General features: G+C 66.1%; 19 protein-coding genes. 12 read left to right on the top strand and 7 right to left on the bottom strand.

Annotated features, from left to right (window positions below; translation table 11 throughout):
• The first annotated feature begins 41 nt into the window (after positions 1-41).
• The 5 genes from G6N27_RS24535 to G6N27_RS24515 are packed head-to-tail and all read left to right on the top strand — an operon-like array spanning position 42 to position 3939.
• Complete coding sequence (locus G6N27_RS24535) at positions 42-353, top strand: lycopene cyclase domain-containing protein (protein ID WP_163780960.1); 312 nt, start codon at positions 42-44, stop codon at positions 351-353.
• The gene (locus tag G6N27_RS24530) at positions 340-1065 is read left to right on the top strand and encodes a class I SAM-dependent methyltransferase (RefSeq protein ID WP_163780958.1); all 726 of its coding nucleotides are present in this window, start codon (positions 340-342) and stop codon (positions 1063-1065) included. The genes G6N27_RS24535 and G6N27_RS24530 overlap by 14 nt, the downstream gene beginning before the upstream one ends.
• Positions 1062-2579, top strand: a complete 1518-nt coding sequence (locus tag G6N27_RS24525; RefSeq protein WP_163780956.1) for an FAD-dependent oxidoreductase — start codon at positions 1062-1064, stop codon at positions 2577-2579. Before G6N27_RS24530 ends, G6N27_RS24525 begins: the two co-directional genes overlap by 4 nt.
• Positions 2576-3574, top strand: coding sequence for a DUF5914 domain-containing protein (locus tag G6N27_RS24520; RefSeq protein WP_163780954.1), 999 nt, complete (start codon positions 2576-2578; stop codon positions 3572-3574). Before G6N27_RS24525 ends, G6N27_RS24520 begins: the two co-directional genes overlap by 4 nt.
• Positions 3574-3939: a DUF2784 domain-containing protein gene (locus tag G6N27_RS24515; protein ID WP_163780953.1), complete on the top strand. Its 366-nt coding sequence runs from the start codon at positions 3574-3576 to the stop codon at positions 3937-3939. The genes G6N27_RS24520 and G6N27_RS24515 overlap by 1 nt, the downstream gene beginning before the upstream one ends.
• Here G6N27_RS24515 and G6N27_RS24510 read toward each other — a convergent pair.
• Positions 3896-5365 carry an SDR family oxidoreductase gene (locus G6N27_RS24510; protein ID WP_163780951.1) on the bottom strand — a complete coding sequence of 490 codons (1470 nt, stop codon included), beginning with the start codon at positions 5363-5365 and terminating at the stop codon, positions 3896-3898. The genes G6N27_RS24515 and G6N27_RS24510 overlap by 44 nt on opposite strands.
• 234 nt (positions 5366-5599) lie before the next feature.
• On the opposite strand from G6N27_RS24510, the gene G6N27_RS24505 reads away from it, so the two are divergent.
• From G6N27_RS24505 to G6N27_RS24495, 3 genes are all read left to right on the top strand, one after another.
• Complete coding sequence (locus G6N27_RS24505) at positions 5600-5818, top strand: hypervirulence associated TUDOR domain-containing protein (RefSeq protein WP_163780948.1); 219 nt, start codon at positions 5600-5602, stop codon at positions 5816-5818.
• Positions 5819-5852: 34 nt separating this feature from the next.
• Complete coding sequence (locus G6N27_RS24500) at positions 5853-6545, top strand: GAF and ANTAR domain-containing protein (RefSeq protein WP_163782312.1); 693 nt, start codon at positions 5853-5855, stop codon at positions 6543-6545.
• Positions 6546-6725: 180 nt separating this feature from the next.
• Positions 6726-7268 (top strand): MarR family winged helix-turn-helix transcriptional regulator, encoded by a 543-nt coding sequence (locus G6N27_RS24495; protein WP_372512947.1) that lies wholly within the window; start codon positions 6726-6728, stop codon positions 7266-7268.
• Between the two features lie 33 nt (positions 7269-7301).
• Here G6N27_RS24495 and G6N27_RS24490 read toward each other — a convergent pair whose 3' ends face one another.
• Genes G6N27_RS24490 through G6N27_RS24480 form a run of 3 tightly spaced genes read right to left on the bottom strand, consistent with a single transcriptional unit; the run spans position 7302 to position 10152 of the window.
• Positions 7302-8552 carry a nucleotide disphospho-sugar-binding domain-containing protein gene (locus tag G6N27_RS24490; RefSeq protein WP_163780947.1) on the bottom strand — a complete coding sequence of 417 codons (1251 nt, stop codon included), beginning with the start codon at positions 8550-8552 and terminating at the stop codon, positions 7302-7304.
• 19 nt (positions 8553-8571) lie between these two features.
• Positions 8572-9597: a type 2 isopentenyl-diphosphate Delta-isomerase gene (fni, locus tag G6N27_RS24485; protein WP_163782308.1), complete on the bottom strand. Its 1026-nt coding sequence runs from the start codon at positions 9595-9597 to the stop codon at positions 8572-8574.
• 42 nt (positions 9598-9639) lie between these two features.
• Positions 9640-10152, bottom strand: a complete 513-nt coding sequence (locus G6N27_RS24480) for a MarR family winged helix-turn-helix transcriptional regulator (RefSeq protein ID WP_163780945.1) — start codon at positions 10150-10152, stop codon at positions 9640-9642.
• Between the two features lie 93 nt (positions 10153-10245).
• Between G6N27_RS24480 and G6N27_RS24475 the strand changes: the two genes are divergently transcribed.
• On the top strand, positions 10246-10728 hold the full coding sequence (locus G6N27_RS24475) for a TspO/MBR family protein (RefSeq protein ID WP_163780943.1): 483 nt from the start codon (positions 10246-10248) through the stop codon (positions 10726-10728).
• Between the two features lie 16 nt (positions 10729-10744).
• The gene (locus G6N27_RS24470) at positions 10745-12085 is read left to right on the top strand and encodes a cryptochrome/photolyase family protein (protein ID WP_163780941.1); all 1341 of its coding nucleotides are present in this window, start codon (positions 10745-10747) and stop codon (positions 12083-12085) included.
• Here the strand turns inward: G6N27_RS24470 and G6N27_RS24465 are convergent.
• On the bottom strand, positions 12082-12819 hold the full coding sequence (locus G6N27_RS24465) for an acyltransferase (RefSeq protein WP_163780939.1): 738 nt from the start codon (positions 12817-12819) through the stop codon (positions 12082-12084). The two genes, G6N27_RS24470 and G6N27_RS24465, sit on opposite strands and share 4 nt — an antisense overlap.
• An 85-nt stretch (positions 12820-12904) precedes the next feature.
• On the opposite strand from G6N27_RS24465, the gene G6N27_RS24460 reads away from it, so the two are divergent.
• On the top strand, positions 12905-14200 hold the full coding sequence (locus G6N27_RS24460) for an outer membrane protein assembly factor BamB family protein (RefSeq protein WP_372512948.1): 1296 nt from the start codon (positions 12905-12907) through the stop codon (positions 14198-14200).
• Between the two features lie 37 nt (positions 14201-14237).
• Positions 14238-14624, top strand: coding sequence for a DUF6264 family protein (locus G6N27_RS24455; RefSeq protein WP_163780935.1), 387 nt, complete (start codon positions 14238-14240; stop codon positions 14622-14624).
• On the opposite strand, the gene G6N27_RS24450 is transcribed toward G6N27_RS24455, so the two are convergent.
• Both G6N27_RS24450 and G6N27_RS24445 read right to left on the bottom strand, forming a co-directional pair.
• On the bottom strand, positions 14621-15331 hold the full coding sequence (locus G6N27_RS24450; protein ID WP_163780933.1) for an esterase: 711 nt from the start codon (positions 15329-15331) through the stop codon (positions 14621-14623). The genes G6N27_RS24455 and G6N27_RS24450 overlap by 4 nt on opposite strands.
• Before the next feature lie 175 nt (positions 15332-15506).
• The gene (locus G6N27_RS24445) at positions 15507-16358 is read right to left on the bottom strand and encodes a hypothetical protein (protein ID WP_163780931.1); all 852 of its coding nucleotides are present in this window, start codon (positions 16356-16358) and stop codon (positions 15507-15509) included.
• Between the last annotated feature and the right edge of the window lie 577 nt (positions 16359-16935).

The following is a 16935-nucleotide window of genomic DNA, read 5'->3' as shown; positions in this document are numbered from 1 at the left end:
GGCGACGAGGCAGAGCGCAGCGATGCAGAGGAGCGGCGCATATGACCGGCCTCGGCTACACCGCACCGGCCGTCGTGTCGGTGCTGATTGTCTGCGCGCTCGAGCTGACGGCCTTGCGCACCGGTCTGTTTCGGCGACCGGCCTACTGGCTGTCGATGCTGATCGTCGTCGGGTTCCAGATCCTGACCGACGGCTGGCTGACCAAGCTCAGCGCCCCGATCGTGATTTACGACAACCGTCAGACCTCCGGCATCCGGTTTCCGTTCGACATCCCGATCGAAGACTTTCTGTTCGGCTTCGCGTTGGTCACCGCGGTGCTGCTGCTCTGGGAGCGACAGCGTGAGCGTCGGTAACACCGGTCTGCCCCGCGCTGACGTGCCGGCCGCGTTCGACGTCGGCGCGCGGGCCTACGACCGGCTCGTCGGTGCGAGCCCGGGATACCATGAGCACCTTCGGCTTTCGGCAAAACGACTGCGTCTGCCCGACCGCGGACGGGGCCTGCGCCTGCTGGATGCGGGCTGCGGCACCGGCGCGTCGACGGCCGCGCTGCTGAGCGTCGCCCCGTATGCCGAGATAGTCGCCGTCGACGCCTCCGCAGGGATGCTCGACGAAGCGCGGGCCAAGTCCTGGCCCCCTTCGGTGCGGTTCGTGCACTCCCCCGTCGAGGGGCTCGCCGAGAACGGTGTCGTCGGTCCGTTCGACGGAATCCTGGCGGCGTACCTGATCCGCAATCTCTCCGATCCGGACACTCAGTTGCGAGCGCTGCGCGATCTGCTGGCTCCGGGCGCGACGCTGGCGGTGCACGACTATTCGGTGCGCGACTCCCGGTTGGCCACCTTGGTGTGGCACGCGGTGTGCTGGGCCATCATCATTCCCTCCGGCCGGCGCCAGACCGGCGACGCGACGCTGTACCGGCATCTGTGGCGCAGCGTGGTGACGTTCGACGGCGCACAGCAATTCCGCCAGCGGCTGCGTGACGCCGGTTTCGCCGGGGTGCACAGCGAGACCATGCCGGGCTGGGAAACCAACATCGCGCACACCTTCCTCGGGGATGCGCCGCGATGACCGACCGCAAACGCCACACGATTCCGGCGGCGCCCGGCCTGCCGAGCGCCGCGGCGCTGTCGTCGCAGCCGCGGGCCGTCGTCGTCGGGGGCGGCATCGCCGGGCTGGCCGCCGCGACCGGCCTGGCCGAACGCGGTGTCGGCGTCGACCTCGTCGAACGCGAGAATTACCTGGGCGGGCGGGTCGGCGGCTGGACTGAGGAATACCGCGGCGTCGAGGTCGGCATGAACCGCGGCTTCCACGCCTTCTTCCGGCAGTACTACAACCTGCGGGCGTTGCTGGGCCGCATCGACCCCACGCTGTCGATGCTGACACCGCTGGACGACTACCCGCTCATCGACGGCGCGGGCCGACGCGACAGCTTCCGCGGGCTACCGCACACCCCGCCGTGGAACGCGTTGGTATTCGCGTTGCGCAGCCCCACTTTCCGGTTCAGCGACCTGGCCCGGATCGATGCCCGCGCTGCCGCGCCGCTGGGCGCGGTGTCGTTGCCGGACATCTATCACCGGCTGGACCACATCGACGCCGAGACGTTCCTGAAGAGCATCAATTTTCCGGAGGCCGCACGTCATCTGGCGTTCGAAGTCTTCTCCCGCAGCTTCTTCGCCAGCCCCGCCGACCTGTCGGCGGCGGAGTTGGCCACCATGTTCCACATCTATTTCCTCGGCTCCAACGAGGGCTTGATCTTCGACGTCGCCAACGACAACTTCAATACCGCGCTGTGGCAGCCGTTGCAACAGTACCTGACCGAGCGCGGGGTCCGGTTTCATCTGGGCAGCGCCGTCAACAGCATCGCCCATGCCGGCAAGTTCCGCGTGCACACTGACGCCGACGAAAGCCTGGACACCGATGCCGTCGTCCTGGCCACCGACGTGGGCGGCCTGCAACGGATCGTGGCGTCCTCGCCGGGGTTGGGCGACGACATGTGGCGCGCGCGCATCAAGAAACTGCGCACCGCCCCGCCGTTCATGGTGCATCGGCTGTGGTTGGACCGTCCGGTCGCCGCCAATCGCGCCGCGTTCCTCGGCACCGCGGGCCACGAACCGCTCGACAACATCAGCATCCTGGACCGCTACGAACGACAGGCCGCCAACTGGGTGGCGCAACACGGCGGTTCGGTTGTCGAATTACATTCTTACGCAGTGCAATCCGCCCAGCCACAGACCGCGATGCTGAGCCGGCTGCATGAGCTGTACCCGGAAACCGTCGAGGCGCGGGTGGTCTACGAGCAGATGCTGTATCACCGCGACTGTCCCCTGTTTGCACCGGGCACGCACGCGCAGCGCCCCGGCGTGACCACACCGCTGCCCGGCCTGCTGCTGGCCGGCGACGGGGTACGTATCGACCTGCCGGTCGCGCTGATGGAGCGTGCGGCGACCACCGGATGGACCGCCGCCAACCAGATATTGGCGCAGTGGGGTCTCGCCGGACATACGCTGGATACGGTACCGACCCAGGGCCGGTTAGCGCTGCTGCGCTTCCTTGCCGGTCGAGAAAGGCGTCCGCGACGATGAGCATCGGCGACAGTGTGCGGCGACGCTGGCCGAAAGACTGGCCGCTGCAAGCGATTCCACCGGTAGCGTGGGCAGAGCAGCGCCCGACATACCGCGAGGCGTCACCGGCGATCATCGACGCCGCGCTGGACCGGTCGCAACGCAGGCCGACCGGCAACTGGTACGCGTTCGCCGCGAGCCGCGACATCCGGTCGAACCGACCGTCGGGTACCCGGGTCGCCGGCGTCGAACTGGTCGCCTGGCGCGATCGGGACGCTCGGCTACGCGTCGGACCGCGCAGTTGCCCGCACCTCGGTGCCGACCTCGCCACCGCGGCCGTGCAGGACGGCGCCCTGATCTGTCGCTGGCACGGACTCTGCCTCGAGGCCGACACCGACGAATTCGGTTGGCGCACAGTGCCCAGCCATGACGACGGTGTGCTCGCCTGGGTACGGCTCGACGGCGTCGGCGGCGAAACTCCACTGGATCAACCGGTGATCCCGGCCAGACCGACCGGTGACACGCTGGACGCCGTCACCCGCCTGGTCGGCACCTGCGAACCCGCCGACATCATCGCCAACCGCCTCGACCCGTGGCACGGCGCGTGGTTTCACCCGTACTCGTTCACCCGCCTCGAAGTGCTGACCACTCCCACCGACGAGGCCGACCGCTTCCTGGTCGCGGTGACCTTCCGGATCGGTCGCGTCGGCGTACCCACGGTCGCGGAGTTCACCAGCCCGGAAGCACGCACCATCGTGATGCGCATCCTGGACGGCGAGGGAAGCGGCAGTGTCGTCGAAACTCACGCCACCCCAATTGGTTTGGGACCGGACAACCGACCGCGCACCGCGGTGATCGAAGCCGTCGTCGCCCACTCCGACCGGACCGGTTTCAAGCGGGCACGCCACGCCGCGCCGCTGATCACCGGGCTGATGCGGGTCGCCGCGTCGCGGCTGTGGAAAGACGACCTCGCCTACGCCGAACGCCGCTACCAATTGCGCGCCGGTAACACCTGATGCGTTCGGCCACTGTCGGTCTCACCGTCGGTGCGCACCTGGCCTACCTGGCTTACCTGCCCAGCGGCGGATTTCTGGCACTGCGCTGGCCGCGCAGCATCGCCCTGCACATTCCGGTGGTCCTCTGGGGCATCGGCGTGGTGGTGTTCGAATTGCCTTGTCCGCTCACCGAACTGGAACAGCGGCTGCGGATGCGTGCCGGCATGGATCTGCTGCCCGAGTCGGGTTTCATCGACCGCTACGTCGACGGGAAGTTCTATCCAGAACAGCGGACCGGCGCAGCGCAGGCATTGGCGTTCTGCGCGGCCGGCGTCTCTTGGATCATGCTCGCGCGGAAGCGTCAGCGCCGCGGGCATGCGCGGTGATGTCGCGGGCAATGCCGCCGAATACCGCAGCCCGAAACGGCGCGGACGCTGCCCAAAACGCCTCACCGGGAAGGCCGTACGGCTGGAAGACTGCACGCTGCCGGTAAGACGATCCGCCGTCGCCGTCCTCGTGCACCGACAGCTCCAGCCACAGCCGACCCGGCAGTGAGACGTCGGCGCGAAGCCGCAACAGATGCGGGCGATCCATGTGCTCCACCCGCCACCAGTCCAGCGAGTCACCGTCGTGGAGGGGATGGGCCGCAGCCGAACCGAGGCCGACCTTGGCCGCGCCCGTGAGCCGGCCGATCCAGCCACGCAGCGCCCAGGAAGGGGGTGCGGCCGACCAGCCGTGTTTGGCGCCGATCGATTCGAAGACGCCCCACAGTGTTTCGGCATCGGCGTTGACTCGGCGTTCGATCACGTGATCGTGCAACGAGCCGCCGGCCCAGGCCGGATCGGTGGGCAGCGGCTGTGACGGCCCGTCGTCGTTGCCCGGCCGCGACCATCGAGTGTGCAACTCCCCGTCGCTCACCCGGGCCAGGGCAAGCTGTACGGCGTCTTCGTAACGCATCAGGCCGCCGTCGGGGTCGGGAATGTGCTCGGCAATGTCGTGTTCGGTGCACACCACATCGTTTTCCAGTGAGTCCATCAACGACGACGCCAACGACCGTGGCAGCGGGGTGATCAGGTTCACCCAGTGCGACGAGAGCCGCGGGGTCAGCACCGGGACCGGGATCGCGATCCGTTTGCGCAGGCCCGCAATCGCCGCGTATCGACGGCTCATCTCGGTGTAGGTGAAGGTGTCGGGTCCGCCGATATCGAACGGCCGACTCACATCGGCGGGCAATTCCGCCGATTTCGTCAGGTAGTACAGCACATCGCGCACCGCGATCGGTTGCACCCGGGTGCGCAGCCATTTCGGTGTCACCATGAGCGGGAGCCGCTCAGTGAGATACCGCAGCATCTCGAAACTGGCCGAGCCCGCGCCGATGATGACCGCCGCCCGCAATTCGACCGTGGGAACACCCGACTCGCGCAGCAACCGACCGACTTCCTCACGCGACGCCAGATGCTCGGACAGTTGCTGGTCGGGAATGATGCCGCCGACATAGACGATCCTGGACAGCCCGGCCTGGGCGGCGGCGTCCGCGACGATCGAGGCGGCGCGGGCATCGACGTCGACGAAGTTCGCGCCCAGCATCGAGTGCACCAGGTAGTAGAGGACCTGCTGGCCGTCGAGCGCCCGGCGCACCTGATCGCTCTTGGTGACGTCGCCCTCGACCACCTCGACCTCGGCGCGCCACGGCACGTCGTCGAGCTTTGCGGGTGTACGAGCCATGACCCGTACGTCGTGACCCGCTGACAGTAATTCCGGGACCAGCCGGGCACCGAGATAACCGGTGGCACCGAAGACAACGCAGCGCATTGCGTACTCCTCCGCTCAGATAGCGATAGTGCCGGTATACCCCGCGCGGCCCTGGTTAAGGCGTCTTTTCATAGCGGCCTCGGCGATCCAGAAGAGTACGTCACATCTTCTTCACAAGCTTAATAGTTAAGTTTATAGTACAAAATCAGAAGTCCTGGCGAATGCGGCCGTCCGCGGATTCGTCGGTGTTCGGCCACCGATCAGGGCTGAGAGGCGACATCCGGAGGTCATGCGATGGCTGAGAACGACTTCGGCAGGGGCGACAAAGTCCAGTGGAAGAGTCACGGCAAGACCGTCGACGGGACGATCGAGGACAAGATCACCCACGACACCACCACCGCAGGGCGCAAGGTGCGGGCTTCCAAGGATGAGCCGCAGTATCGGGTCAAGAGTGCGAAGACCGGCGCTGATGCGGTGCACAAGCCCGACGCGTTGCGACGCGAAAAAGATTGATCTGAAACGACTTCCGGTGAATTCGCAAACCGCGATGTTCTTGAAGGCGACGCATCTCGTCGCCGAACTCCACCAGCGGGCATCGTTCGACACACCGGCGTTGCTGCGTGATCTGATCGAAGGCGCAGCCAAATCGGTGCCGGGCGCTCAGTACGCCGGCATCACCGTGACCCAGAAGCGGCGGCGCAGTCAGACCGCGGCCGCTACTCATCGCTATCCCGTTATGCTCGACGAAATTCAGAGTCGCTGTCAGCAGGGTCCGTGTCTGACCGCCGCCGCTCTGCAAAACAGCGTCCTCATCGACAACCTCGACACCGACGAGCGTTGGCCGCTCTACCGCGAGGAGGCGCTCAAACAGACACCGATCCGATCTATCCTTTCGTACGGGATGTTCAAGGACGGCGGAACGACGGCCGCACTCAACTTTTACGCCGAACCGGTCAACGCCTTCGATGACGGATCGGTCGATCTAGGGCTCATTTTCGCCACGCACACCGCGCTGGTGTGGAACATGATGCGCCGTGACCAGCAGTTCCGCAGCGCCATCATTTCCCGGGATATCATCGGCCAAGCCAAGGGCAGGCTGATGGAGCGCTTCGACATCGATGCCGATGAAGCCTTCGAGATGCTCAGGCAGATGTCGCAGGGATCCAACACACAGATCATTCATATCGCTCAGCGGATCGTAAGCGATGAACGCCCGACGGCGGCGAAAGACCCGAGCTGAGACTTCAACATCACTGTGCGGCAACGCAACTCAGATCTGCACCGGGTCAACGCGAGGCAACATCGCCAACGCCGGCGTCACTGCGCAAAGATGAAATTTCGGCCACGTACTGATGTATCGTCGCTGATCCAGTAGCTTTCCGATACGCTACTTAAGATTTTCTAAGAAGGATGCGGCCAGGTGACTAAGCGGGGCACGGAAAGTTCACCTCCCAGCAGGCCAGAGCTCGAGAAGCTGATGTCGGCCGATATGCGGGCGGTGACGGCACAATCCGATCGGATTGGACGGCATTTCGCGCGCCAGAACGACGTCAGTGGCAATGATTTTCATGCGCTGCTGCACGTCATGGTTGCCGAAACCGCCGGGAAGCCGTTGACGATGGCGCAGCTGCGGCAGCGGATGGACGTCTCGCCGGCCGCGATCACCTACCTCGTCGACCGGATGATCGAGGCCGGCCACGTCCGACGCGAAGCAGATCCCGGCGACCGCCGTAAAGCCCTCCTCCGATACGAGGCAAGTGGCATGGAATTGGCGCACGGGTTCTTCAGTCCGCTCGCCGTCCACCTACGCGGCGCGCTCGCGGACCTGCCCGACCCAGACTTGGTTGCCGCCCATCGGGTATTCACCGCGATGATCGCCGCGATGTCGACGTTCGAAAGCGAACTCGTTGCCCAACCACCGAAAGCCCGGACCGAACACGCCGCTGCCGCGGAAACACACTAAGCCTCAACACGTTTCGTGTAAGCCTCCGAACGGCTACTCCCCTGCGCTGCTGACAACCGGCGCAACCAGGTGCGCTTCGATCAAGTCCGCTCCCCGCCCCACGCCGCCGGTCGCGGCAAAGCCCGCGGCCACCCGGCGGGCACCGTCGGTCATCGTCATCGCCGAGCGCACGGCATCACGCAACGCAGTCACGTCGAGTTTGTCGGCCGGCAACCGGACGCCGCAGCGCGCCACCTCCACCCGTCGCGCGACCTCGGCCTGGTCTCGCGCAAACGGGACAACGCAGACCGGCACACCGCGGTCCAGCGCTTTGACCGTTGTGCCCATGCCGCCGTGGGTGATGGCGCAGCAGGCACGATCGAGCACCACGCTGTGCGGGACGAACTGGCGGACGGTGGCATTGGGTGGGACGGCCAGCCCGTGCGGCACTCCGGCCGGGAAGGTCGCCACGACGTGGACCGGGTCGTCGGCCAACGCCCGCAGCGCGGTGCAGGCCAGCACGGTATCGGCCTGTTTGATCGATGACGTGTTGACCAACACGATCGGCCGATCGATCGACGCGACCCAGTCCGGCAGCGAGGCGGGACCGGGTTCGAACACGCACGCGCCGACCAGATGCACCGCATCGCCCCATCCGGGATGCGGATATTCGAACGGCTCACCACCGACGGCAAGCAACAACGGCGCCCGCCGCATCAGCTCGTCGACCGAGCTGGCCGTCGGCGCGCCGACCGTCACCCGAACAGCGTTCACCCGAGGCAACATTCGCCGGTCGAACAGATGCGTCACGAACGGCCGGAAAGCGGCATCCCGAACGCGGCCGACGACGCCGGCCCGCGGCCGCAGGCCCGGGCCGAACGGCGGCACGCCCGGAGACCGCAGATAGGGCGTGAACGGCGAGAACACCAGCCAGGGTGTATCGCCGGCGTCGGCCAACGACATTGCGCCCCAACAGTTCGCGTCGACGATCACGGCGTCCGGTTGCACCTGCTCGATAGCGCCGCGCAGATCGTCGACCTCCAGTTCCGCCCGTCGGCACAAGACATCGATCGACATCCTCAACACATCCAACGCATTTCGCGCCAGCCAGTCCGGAGCAACGATGGCTTCGATCCGCGAGTCGACCGGCTCGGCGTTGATGCCCGCGGCGCGTGCTTTACCGACTCCGGACAACATCGTCCGCAGATGTACCTGATGTCCGCGCCCGACCAGCTCGCTCAGCAGCGCAGCGAGCGGAAACAGGTGCCCGAGCGACGGAGAGCCATACGCCAGGATGACTGCCATATCCGACGACCAGCCGCGGTTACGGGATCGGCGTGACGCCGACATGGCGCAGCGCCAACAGATCCGCGGCGCCTGCGCCGTGCAGACAGATGCGTAGCTCGTCGATGAAGCGCTGCAGCCAATCCGCCACGGCCTCCGTGGATTCGATCGCCGCGGCCAGCAGCGGTCGCGCGATCGCGACCACGTCGGCGCCGAGCGCGAGGGCTTTCGCGGCATCCATGCCGGTGCGGACGCCGCCGGAAGCGACCAGCGGGATGGTGGGCAGCGCCTCGCGCACCTCGACGATCGCCCGCGCGGTCGGAATGCCCCAATCGGCGAGATCGGGGTAGCGCACCTCGCCGTAGCGGACGAGTTGTTCGACGCGCGACCACGACGTCCCGCCGGCGCCGGCGACGTCGATCGCGGCCACCGGCACGTCGCCGGACGACCCGATCAACTCGGTGACCGCCGATTTGCCGATCCCGTGCCCGACTTCCTTGAGCAACACCGGGTATTCCAGCGCAGCGGCGACCTCGCGGAGCCGGTCCACCGAACCGGAGAAGTCTCCGTCGCCGTTGTGCTGAACGGCTTCCTGCAGCGGATTGGTATGTACCGCAAGGGCATCGGCGCCGACCCGTTTCAACGCATTCGAAATGTCGTCGATCGCAGCCACCGTCAGCTGTGCCAGTCCGATATTGCCGATCAACAACACATCCGGCGCGAGGTCACGGACGGTGAAGCTGCTCGCCGCCTCCTCCCCGAGCGCGCTGTCCAGCATGATGCGCTGCGAGCCCAGCATCATCCCCAGTCCCAGTCGCTGGGCAGCCGCGGCGAGGTTCCTGTTGATGGTCCCGGACAATTCGGCACCGCCGGTCATCGCGCCGATCAGGATCGGGGCCCGCAGGCCGACACCGAGAAAGCGAGCGGACAGGTCGACGTGGGCGAGGCTGGTCTGCGTCAGCGCGTTGTACGGCAACCGATATCGCTCGAGACCGGTCGTGACACCGGAATACGCGACCCGCTCGTCCAGACATACGTCGATGTGGCGTCGCTTGCGGGTTGTCATCCCGTTCGAATCAGTTGACACGGCACCTCACCCCCTCTCACGTCAGTTCGGGCGCTGCACTGGCGATTTCGACGACACAAGATGGTCCTGGTATCGGCGCATCGCCTCGATCAGCGCGCTGAAGACCCGGCTTGCCGACGCCAGGTCCGTGTCCGGCAAGTCTGCCATCGCATCGTGGGTGTACGCGCCCAGCGGAGCGAAGAACGATTTTGCGGTCGCCGACCCGGCGTCGGAGTAGCGCAAAATGACTTTCCGCCGGTCCGCAGGGTCGGATTCCCGGATGATGTGGCCGGACGCCATCATCCGGTCCACCAGATACGTGATGGCCGCTCCGGACAACCCCATGCGCTGACGCAGTTCGCCTGATGTGATCGGAGTGCCCGCCGTTTCGGCGACCATGACATGAAGCAGAGCACGAAAGTCGGTGGGCCGTACGTCATGCGCGGCAGCGAAAACTCGGCCGATCTGTTCGGATTCGGCCGTCAACACCCGCAGATCCGCCGAAATCTGCGACTCGAGAGCGGCTCGGCCGCCGGCGGCCTCGTCAGAGCCCATGACAATGTGCAGTTTATCCGCTTTCCATCGTTACTTCAGTTGATTAATACTTAAATGACTGAAAGAATTCTGTCGTCGTCGAAGGGAACTCTCGTGAACAAACAGACTCTCGCCGCCACCAGTCTCGCCGTCGGGGCGACCGCAGGACTCGGGAGTGTGGCCAGCCAGCCCCGAATCACCCAGTGGTATTCACGTTTGCGTAAACCCGCATACGTGCCGCCCAACGGCGTGTTCCCCATCGCATGGACCTCGCTGTACACCGACATCGCCATCACCTCCGCGACGGCGATCGACCGGCTGCGCTCCACCGGGCGCCGAGACGAAGCGCGCAGGTACATCGTCGCGCTGGCCGCCAACCTGATCCTCAACGCCGGCTGGAGCTGGGTGTTCTTCAAGTACAACAAGCTCGGCGCTTCAGCGGTGGGTGCGGTGGTGCTGGCAGCCAGTAGCGCCGACCTGACCCGGCGGACGGCGGCAGCCGATCCGCGTGCCGGCGCCGCACTGTTGCCGTATCCACTCTGGTGCGCATTTGCCACCGCAATGTCGGTCCATATCTGGGTACTCAACCGCCGATGAGATTGATGTTTGACTGATGCCCGCGCTGTTGTGGTTCCGTCGCGATCTCCGACTGCGCGACCTTCCGCCGCTGCTGCGGGCCGCCGCCGACAGTGACGACGTGCTCGCATGTTTCGTGCTCGACCCGCGCTTGGAGGCGTCGTCGGGAGACCGTCGGATGCAGTTCCTGTGCGACTCGCTGCGACACCTGCGCGACGACCTGGACGGGCGGCTGCTCGTGACACGGGGGCGGCCCGAGGAACGCATTCCGGCCATAGCCAAGGAGATCGAGGCGCCGTCGGTGCATATCTCTGAGGACTTCGCGCCCTACGGCCGGCGCCGCGACGACCGGGTGCGGTCGGCATTGGGCGACGTGCCGCTGGTGGCCACCGGCTCGCCGTACCTGGTGTCGCCGGGGCGCGTCACCAAAGACAACGGCGAGCCCTACAAGGTGTTCACCCCGTTCTTCGGCCGTTGGCGGGAAATGGGTTGGCGGTCGGCGGCGAAATCCGGCCCGAAAGCGGCGCAGTGGGTCGATCCGAAACAGTTGGGCAAGCGCGCCATGCAGGTGGAGATCCCCGACCCGGGCGTCGAGCTGGACCTGTCCGCCGGCGAGGCCGCCGCGAAGCGGCAGTGGAAGAAGTTCGTCGACACGGCGCTGGAGGATTACGGCGACGACCGCAACCGGCCCGACCACGACGGCACCAGCCGGATGTCGGCGCATCTGAAATTCGGCACCATTCACCCGCGCACGATGGCCGCCGACTTGGATCAGCGTCGCGCAGGCCCGCGAGCGTACCTGCGCGAGTTGGCATTTCGTGATTTCTATGCCTCGGTGTTGCATGATTGGCCGGACAGCAGCTGGTGCAACTGGAACCGCGACTTCGATGCCATCGAGATCGATACCGGCAAGAAGGCCGAGCAGCGCTTCGAGGCCTGGAAGGCCGGCAAGACCGGTTTCCCGATCGTCGACGCCGGGATGCGTCAGTTGCGCGACAGCGGCTTCATGCACAACCGGGTGCGGATGATCGCCGCGTCGTTCTTGGTCAAAGACCTACACCTGCCCTGGCAGTGGGGCGCGCGGTGGTTCCTGGATCAATTGGTCGACGGCGACATGGCCAGCAACCAGCACGGCTGGCAGTGGGCGGCTGGCTGCGGCACCGACGCGGCGCCGTATTTCCGGGTGTTCAATCCGACCACGCAGGCCGAAAAGTTCGATCCCGCAGGCGATTACGTTCGGCGTTGGGTGGACGAGCTCACCGACGTCGACGATGTCCGCCTGACGAAAGGTGCGCGGCCGTCGGAGTATCCCGAGCCGATCGTCGATCACGGCGCCGAACGCAGCGAAGCGCTGCGCCGCTACCAGGACATGAACTAGCGCGCGGCCTTTTTGCGTTCGATGTCGGCGAGCGCCGCGGCGAGTTCGGCGCGCTGCGCGGCCGATGTCTCCCAGGCGAGCTGGCGATTCTTGACCACCTTGGCCGGTGCCCCGACCGCGATCGAAAAGTCCGGCACGTCGCCGCGGACGACGGCGTGCGAGCCCAGCACGCAGCCCCGGCCGATGATCGTGCCGCGCAACACCGTCGCCTTGACACCGACCCAGGTGTCCGGGCCGATGCGCACCGGCGACTTCACGATGCCCTGGTCTTTGATCGGCACGTTGATGTCGTCCATCCGATGGTCGAAATCGCAGATGTAGCACCAGTCGGCCATCAGCACCGAATCGCCGAGTTCGATGTCCAGATAGCAGTTGATGACGTTGTCGCGGCCCAGCACCACCTTGTCACCGAAGCGCAGTGATCCCTCGTGCGCGCGGATGGTGTTCTTGTCGCCGATATGCACCCAGCGACCGATTTCCAGCTGCGCCAGTTCAGGTGTCGCGTGGATCTCGACGCCCTTGCCGATGAACACCATGCCGCGGGTGATGATGTGCGGGTTGGCCAGCTTGAACTTCAGCAATCGCCAGTAGCGCACCAGGTACCAGGGCGTGTACGCGCGGTTGCGCAACACCCATCGCAGCGAGGCCAGCGTGAGGAACCTGGCCTGGCGTGGGTCGCGCAGGTTGGAGCCCCGCCAGCGGCGATGGATCGGGGCACCCCACATGCTCGTCATGGCCGGAAAGCCTAGCGCCGCCCCGTCGGGCACGGCGAAGCGGGCAATAAGCCTTGGCAACGCCGCCGCGGGTTACCCTCGCAGCGTGCGGCGTTGGTCATCCCTGGTGTCGGCGATCGTCCTGACCGTCGCCCTGGCAAGTTGCGGCAACACCGATTCGTGGGTCGATACGGTACCGGCGCAGGGCTGGCCCGCGCAGTACGGCGACGCGGCCAACAGCAGCTACAGCCCGACAGCGGGCAGCGGCCGACTGGCACTGCGCTGGACCCGTTCGGTCAAGGGTTCGCTGGCGGCGTCCGTCTCGCTCAGTTCACGCAACTGGCTCGCGGCGAACGCGCAGACCCCGGGCGGCTGCTCGCTGATGGAGTGGGAGAACGACGACAACGGCAGACAGCGCTGGTGCACCCGGTTGTACCAGGGCGGCGGCACCAGCGGTCCGTTGTTCGACGGCTTCGACAACCTCTATGTCGGTCAGCCCGGCGCGATCCTGTCGTTTCCGGTCACGCAGTGGATCCGCTGGCGTCGCCCGGTGATGGGAATGCCCACCACGCCAAGGGTTCTCGGCCACGGTCAACTCCTGGTGGCCACCCACCTGGGACAGGTTCAGGTTTTCGACGGCCATCGCGGAGTCGTCGTCGGCAATTCGGTCGACCTGGTGAACGATGTCGATCCGAGCGATTTCACCCGTGGGCTCTCCGACTGCGCGACAGCGCAGGCAGGCTGCCCGGTCGCCGCGGCGCCGGCGTTCTCGGCGGCCACCGGGATGATCGTGCTGAGCCTGTGGGAGCCCGAGGCCCCAGCGGCAGTGCTGGTCGGCCTGAAGTACCACCCGGGCCAAACCCCGCTGCTGACCAGAGAGTGGACCAGCAGTGCGGTCGGTGACGGCGTGCTGGCCAGCCCGGTGTTGTCCAGCGACGGGTCCACGGTCTACGTGAATGGACGCGATCAGCGGCTGTGGGCACTCAATGCCGCCGACGGCAAGGCGAAGTGGTCGGTTCCGCTGAAGTTCCTCGCGCAGACACCGCCATCGGTGACGCCCGGCGGGCTGATCGTCTCGGGCGGCGGGCCGGACACCCGACTGGTCGCGTTCAAGGACGCCGGCAACCACGCCCAGGAGATCTGGCGCCGCAACGACGTCAGCCCGCTGTCGACGTCGAGCCTGGCCGGCCAGGGCGTCGGCTACGCGGTCGTGACCGGGGGCCCTGGCCAGGGCGAGCGCGGCATGACGTTGCTGGCGTTCGAGCCCGGCAGCGGCCACACGCTCAACAGCTACCGGTTGCCCGAGGCGACCGGCTTTCCCGTCGGCGTCTCGATCGGGCGGGATCGCCGAGTGGTCGCCGCCACCAGCGACGGCCAGGTTTATAGCTTCGCGCCGAACTGATTGCCCGTAGCCCATCGGCTCGATAAGGATGGTGGCCATGGCGAATGACCCAGCCGCGCAGTCGTCGCCGGCTCAGCAGTCCGATGGCGCCTCGCGACGGCAGATCGGCGATGTGCTGGCGACCGTGGTGCTGGTGATCGTCCACTTCGGGTTGTACGGCGCCACCTTCGTAGTGCTTGGACTGCTGGTGATGGGCACCGACTCGTGCGGCTATCAGAAGTGTGGCGATCCGGCGTGGCTCGACCGGGCTATGCACCTGGGCGCCTGGGCGGGCGGCGTCCTTCTACTGGCCGACGTGGCGTTGACCTTGTTCCGGGTGGTCCGCAAGCGGGTCGCGTGGGTGGTCCCGCTGATCGGGTGCATCGCCCAGGTGGCGTTGGCATTCGGCGCCGGGGCGATGGAATCGCTGGCCGGCCCGGTCTAGGTCTTGACCGCCAGCGGCGGAACGGCGGTGCGCGGCACGTGGACTTGGCTTGCCCCGGCCAGTGACGGCAGGAGTTCACCGGGCGCGAAGTAGAAGATCAGCTCGTCGTCGGTGATCGCGAAGTTCTGATAGTGCGAGGCGTCGAGGCCGGAGCCGGGCAGGATGGCGGCGCCGATCCCGGTCTGCTTGCCCACCTCGCGCTGCACGATCGGGTAGATCGCGTCCAGCGGCTTGGTGTTCGGCGCGAACAAGGTGTCGAAGGTGATCGACTTCTGGCCGGCGACGTCCCAGTTGAAGCTCTTGTAGAAGGTAGACGGACGGGGGCCGCCGAGATCCTCGAACACCTTCAGCACGACGCTGCGGGTTCCCGCGGGGGCTTGGCCTGAGTGGTACTGCTCAGAGGTGACTTCCATTTGGTAGGGCACCTCGCGGGCGCCGGATGTCTGCGACGGCGAGGTCTGCGCGACGTTGACGAACCCGTCGCGGTTCTGGCTCAGAAAATCGGTCAGCGCCTGGTCGGGGTAATCGGTCGGAAACATCATTTGCAGCGTGTAGCTGGCGGTGGAGATGCGTACGTGGCACGTCTGCTCGTCCTGGAGTTCGCCGCCCAAGCTGGTGCAGGCCGAGTCAGCCGCCGCGACCGCTCCGCCGGACCAGCCCAGCAGGGCTCCGGCCGCTATCAGCGCGGCCGACATCATCATGCGCATCGGTGACTTGTCCTCGCAGACTGGGAACGGCCGAAATGCCGTCCGGCCAGCCTACCCGCCCCCCATGGCAGCGCGTCGCCACCGACTGCGGTAGCTCGATGCGGGTGAACGCGCAAGCAGGTCGGCAGCCACCGTCCTCCCTAACGGTGACCGCCGACCTGGCAGGCTGCGCGCGTCAGAACAGCGACGCGACGTCGGTCCAGAGGTTGCCGGCGTCCGCTGCCAGGCTTCCGCCGTCGAATGCCGTCAGCATGTCCGCCCAGAATTCGTGGCCGGCCGTCAGCGCACCCGCAGTGTCGCCGGAGAACAGATCCGTCCAGAAGGCGTTGCCGTCGGCCAAGGCGCCCGACGGGTCACTGCCCAGCAGATCGGTCGCCGCCGCGGTGCCCGACCCGGCGCCGTCACCGTAGAACTTCACGAGGTCGAGCAGATGGTTCCCGCCCTGGGCGTAGGCCGTCGCGAGATTGTTGCCCTCGACGTAGGCGCCGTCGTAGCTACCGGCACCCGCCTCGGTGCCACCCGAGTAGGCACCGTCACCATTGCCGAAGATGATCGAGTAGTTGAAGCTGCCGGGATTGGCGGCGTCGGTTGTTCCGGCGAACGCCGTGTCGTTGTTGCCGAAGGCGAAGGCAGTGTTGTCGGCCGAGGTGCCGGCTGTCGCCTGGTCATAGCCGCCGGCGACGGCGGTGGAGTCGGTGCCGTCGACGCTGGCGTAGTTGTTCGTGCCGAAGGCATAGGCGTGCGCGCCGGCCCCGTTGGCGATCGCGATGTCGCCATTGTCGCCGGTATAGGCGTAGGCCGTGCCGTCCTGGTATAGCGTTGCCCCGTCGAACGAGATGGCCAGGTTCAAACCCGACGACGCATCAGAGGCGGCCGGCACGGCAACACCGCTCAGAAAACCGTCGACGGCGGCGAGCCAGTCCGATGAGTCGGCCGACGCCGTCCCCGGTATTGCGGCGAACGCGCCGCCGATACCCAACCCCAAGGCAATTAGCCCCAACCGGGCCACCGCAACAGTCCTCTTCATCGAAAAGCCTTTCCCCCGTCGCACCGCAGGTGCGTGTTCTGTCAGCGTCCACCGCACTGAGTGCTGACAGCTTATGCAACTACGTCAATTTTGTTCGAACAAAGTCTGATAAGCCGGAAAAAATGCACACGGCCACTTATGCGAGAAAGATGCCGACGGTATTGGTCAGGCTCGAAACTAAGGCTCAACGTAGGGCTTTTTTGGATATGGCCGGTCTACAGTACGGCCGCGCTGGCGATTGAAGCTGAAAAAACCTTAACCTGAACTTGAGAGAACTAGGCGTTTGGCCTTAGGTTATGTTCGGCTGCTCGGATTATTCAGCTGGATTATCGGAGCGGTAGCGACCGATAAACAAGCATCGAGTATCTCCCAAGGCGAAGGGCGCGACTTCCCGGTCTGGCAGCCAATTGCTGCGGGTCGCGATCCTTTGCCGAGAACGCCGCCTTCGGATGCGGCTCGCACACACCAATGCCGAGTAGCGTGTGCGGAAACGGCAGGAAAGCCACCCTTTAACTAATGCCGAATGGCAGTTGCGATCAGCGCAATTGGCGATGTCTTACTCGTGAGCCAACCGAGA

The organism is Mycobacterium cookii (assembly GCF_010727945.1).
Taxonomy (GTDB): domain Bacteria; phylum Actinomycetota; class Actinomycetes; order Mycobacteriales; family Mycobacteriaceae; genus Mycobacterium; species Mycobacterium cookii.
Note: the sequence above shows the minus strand (reverse complement) of the source record. Positions and strands in the feature narration are given on the sequence as shown.

Bases quoted from the DNA above. Each gene is read 5' to 3' on its own strand.
- G6N27_RS24535 (WP_163780960.1), top strand. From the start codon at position 42: ATGACCGGCCTCGGCTACACCGCACCGGCCGTCGTGTCGGTGCTGATT.
- G6N27_RS24525 (WP_163780956.1), top strand. From the start codon at position 1,062: ATGACCGACCGCAAACGCCACACGATTCCGGCGGCGCCCGGCCTGCCG.
- G6N27_RS24520 (WP_163780954.1), top strand. From the start codon at position 2,576: ATGAGCATCGGCGACAGTGTGCGGCGACGCTGGCCGAAAGACTGGCCG.
- G6N27_RS24515 (WP_163780953.1), top strand. From the start codon at position 3,574: ATGCGTTCGGCCACTGTCGGTCTCACCGTCGGTGCGCACCTGGCCTAC.
- G6N27_RS24510 (WP_163780951.1), bottom strand. From the start codon at position 5,365: ATGCGCTGCGTTGTCTTCGGTGCCACCGGTTATCTCGGTGCCCGGCTG.
- G6N27_RS24505 (WP_163780948.1), top strand. From the start codon at position 5,600: ATGGCTGAGAACGACTTCGGCAGGGGCGACAAAGTCCAGTGGAAGAGT.
- G6N27_RS24500 (WP_163782312.1), top strand. From the start codon at position 5,853: ATGTTCTTGAAGGCGACGCATCTCGTCGCCGAACTCCACCAGCGGGCA.
- G6N27_RS24490 (WP_163780947.1), bottom strand. From the start codon at position 8,552: ATGGCAGTCATCCTGGCGTATGGCTCTCCGTCGCTCGGGCACCTGTTT.
- fni (WP_163782308.1), bottom strand. From the start codon at position 9,597: ATGACAACCCGCAAGCGACGCCACATCGACGTATGTCTGGACGAGCGG.
- G6N27_RS24480 (WP_163780945.1), bottom strand. From the start codon at position 10,152: ATGGGCTCTGACGAGGCCGCCGGCGGCCGAGCCGCTCTCGAGTCGCAG.
- G6N27_RS24470 (WP_163780941.1), top strand. From the start codon at position 10,745: ATGCCCGCGCTGTTGTGGTTCCGTCGCGATCTCCGACTGCGCGACCTT.
- G6N27_RS24465 (WP_163780939.1), bottom strand. From the start codon at position 12,819: ATGACGAGCATGTGGGGTGCCCCGATCCATCGCCGCTGGCGGGGCTCC.
- G6N27_RS24455 (WP_163780935.1), top strand. From the start codon at position 14,238: ATGGCGAATGACCCAGCCGCGCAGTCGTCGCCGGCTCAGCAGTCCGAT.
- G6N27_RS24450 (WP_163780933.1), bottom strand. From the start codon at position 15,331: ATGCGCATGATGATGTCGGCCGCGCTGATAGCGGCCGGAGCCCTGCTG.
- G6N27_RS24445 (WP_163780931.1), bottom strand. From the start codon at position 16,358: ATGAAGAGGACTGTTGCGGTGGCCCGGTTGGGGCTAATTGCCTTGGGG.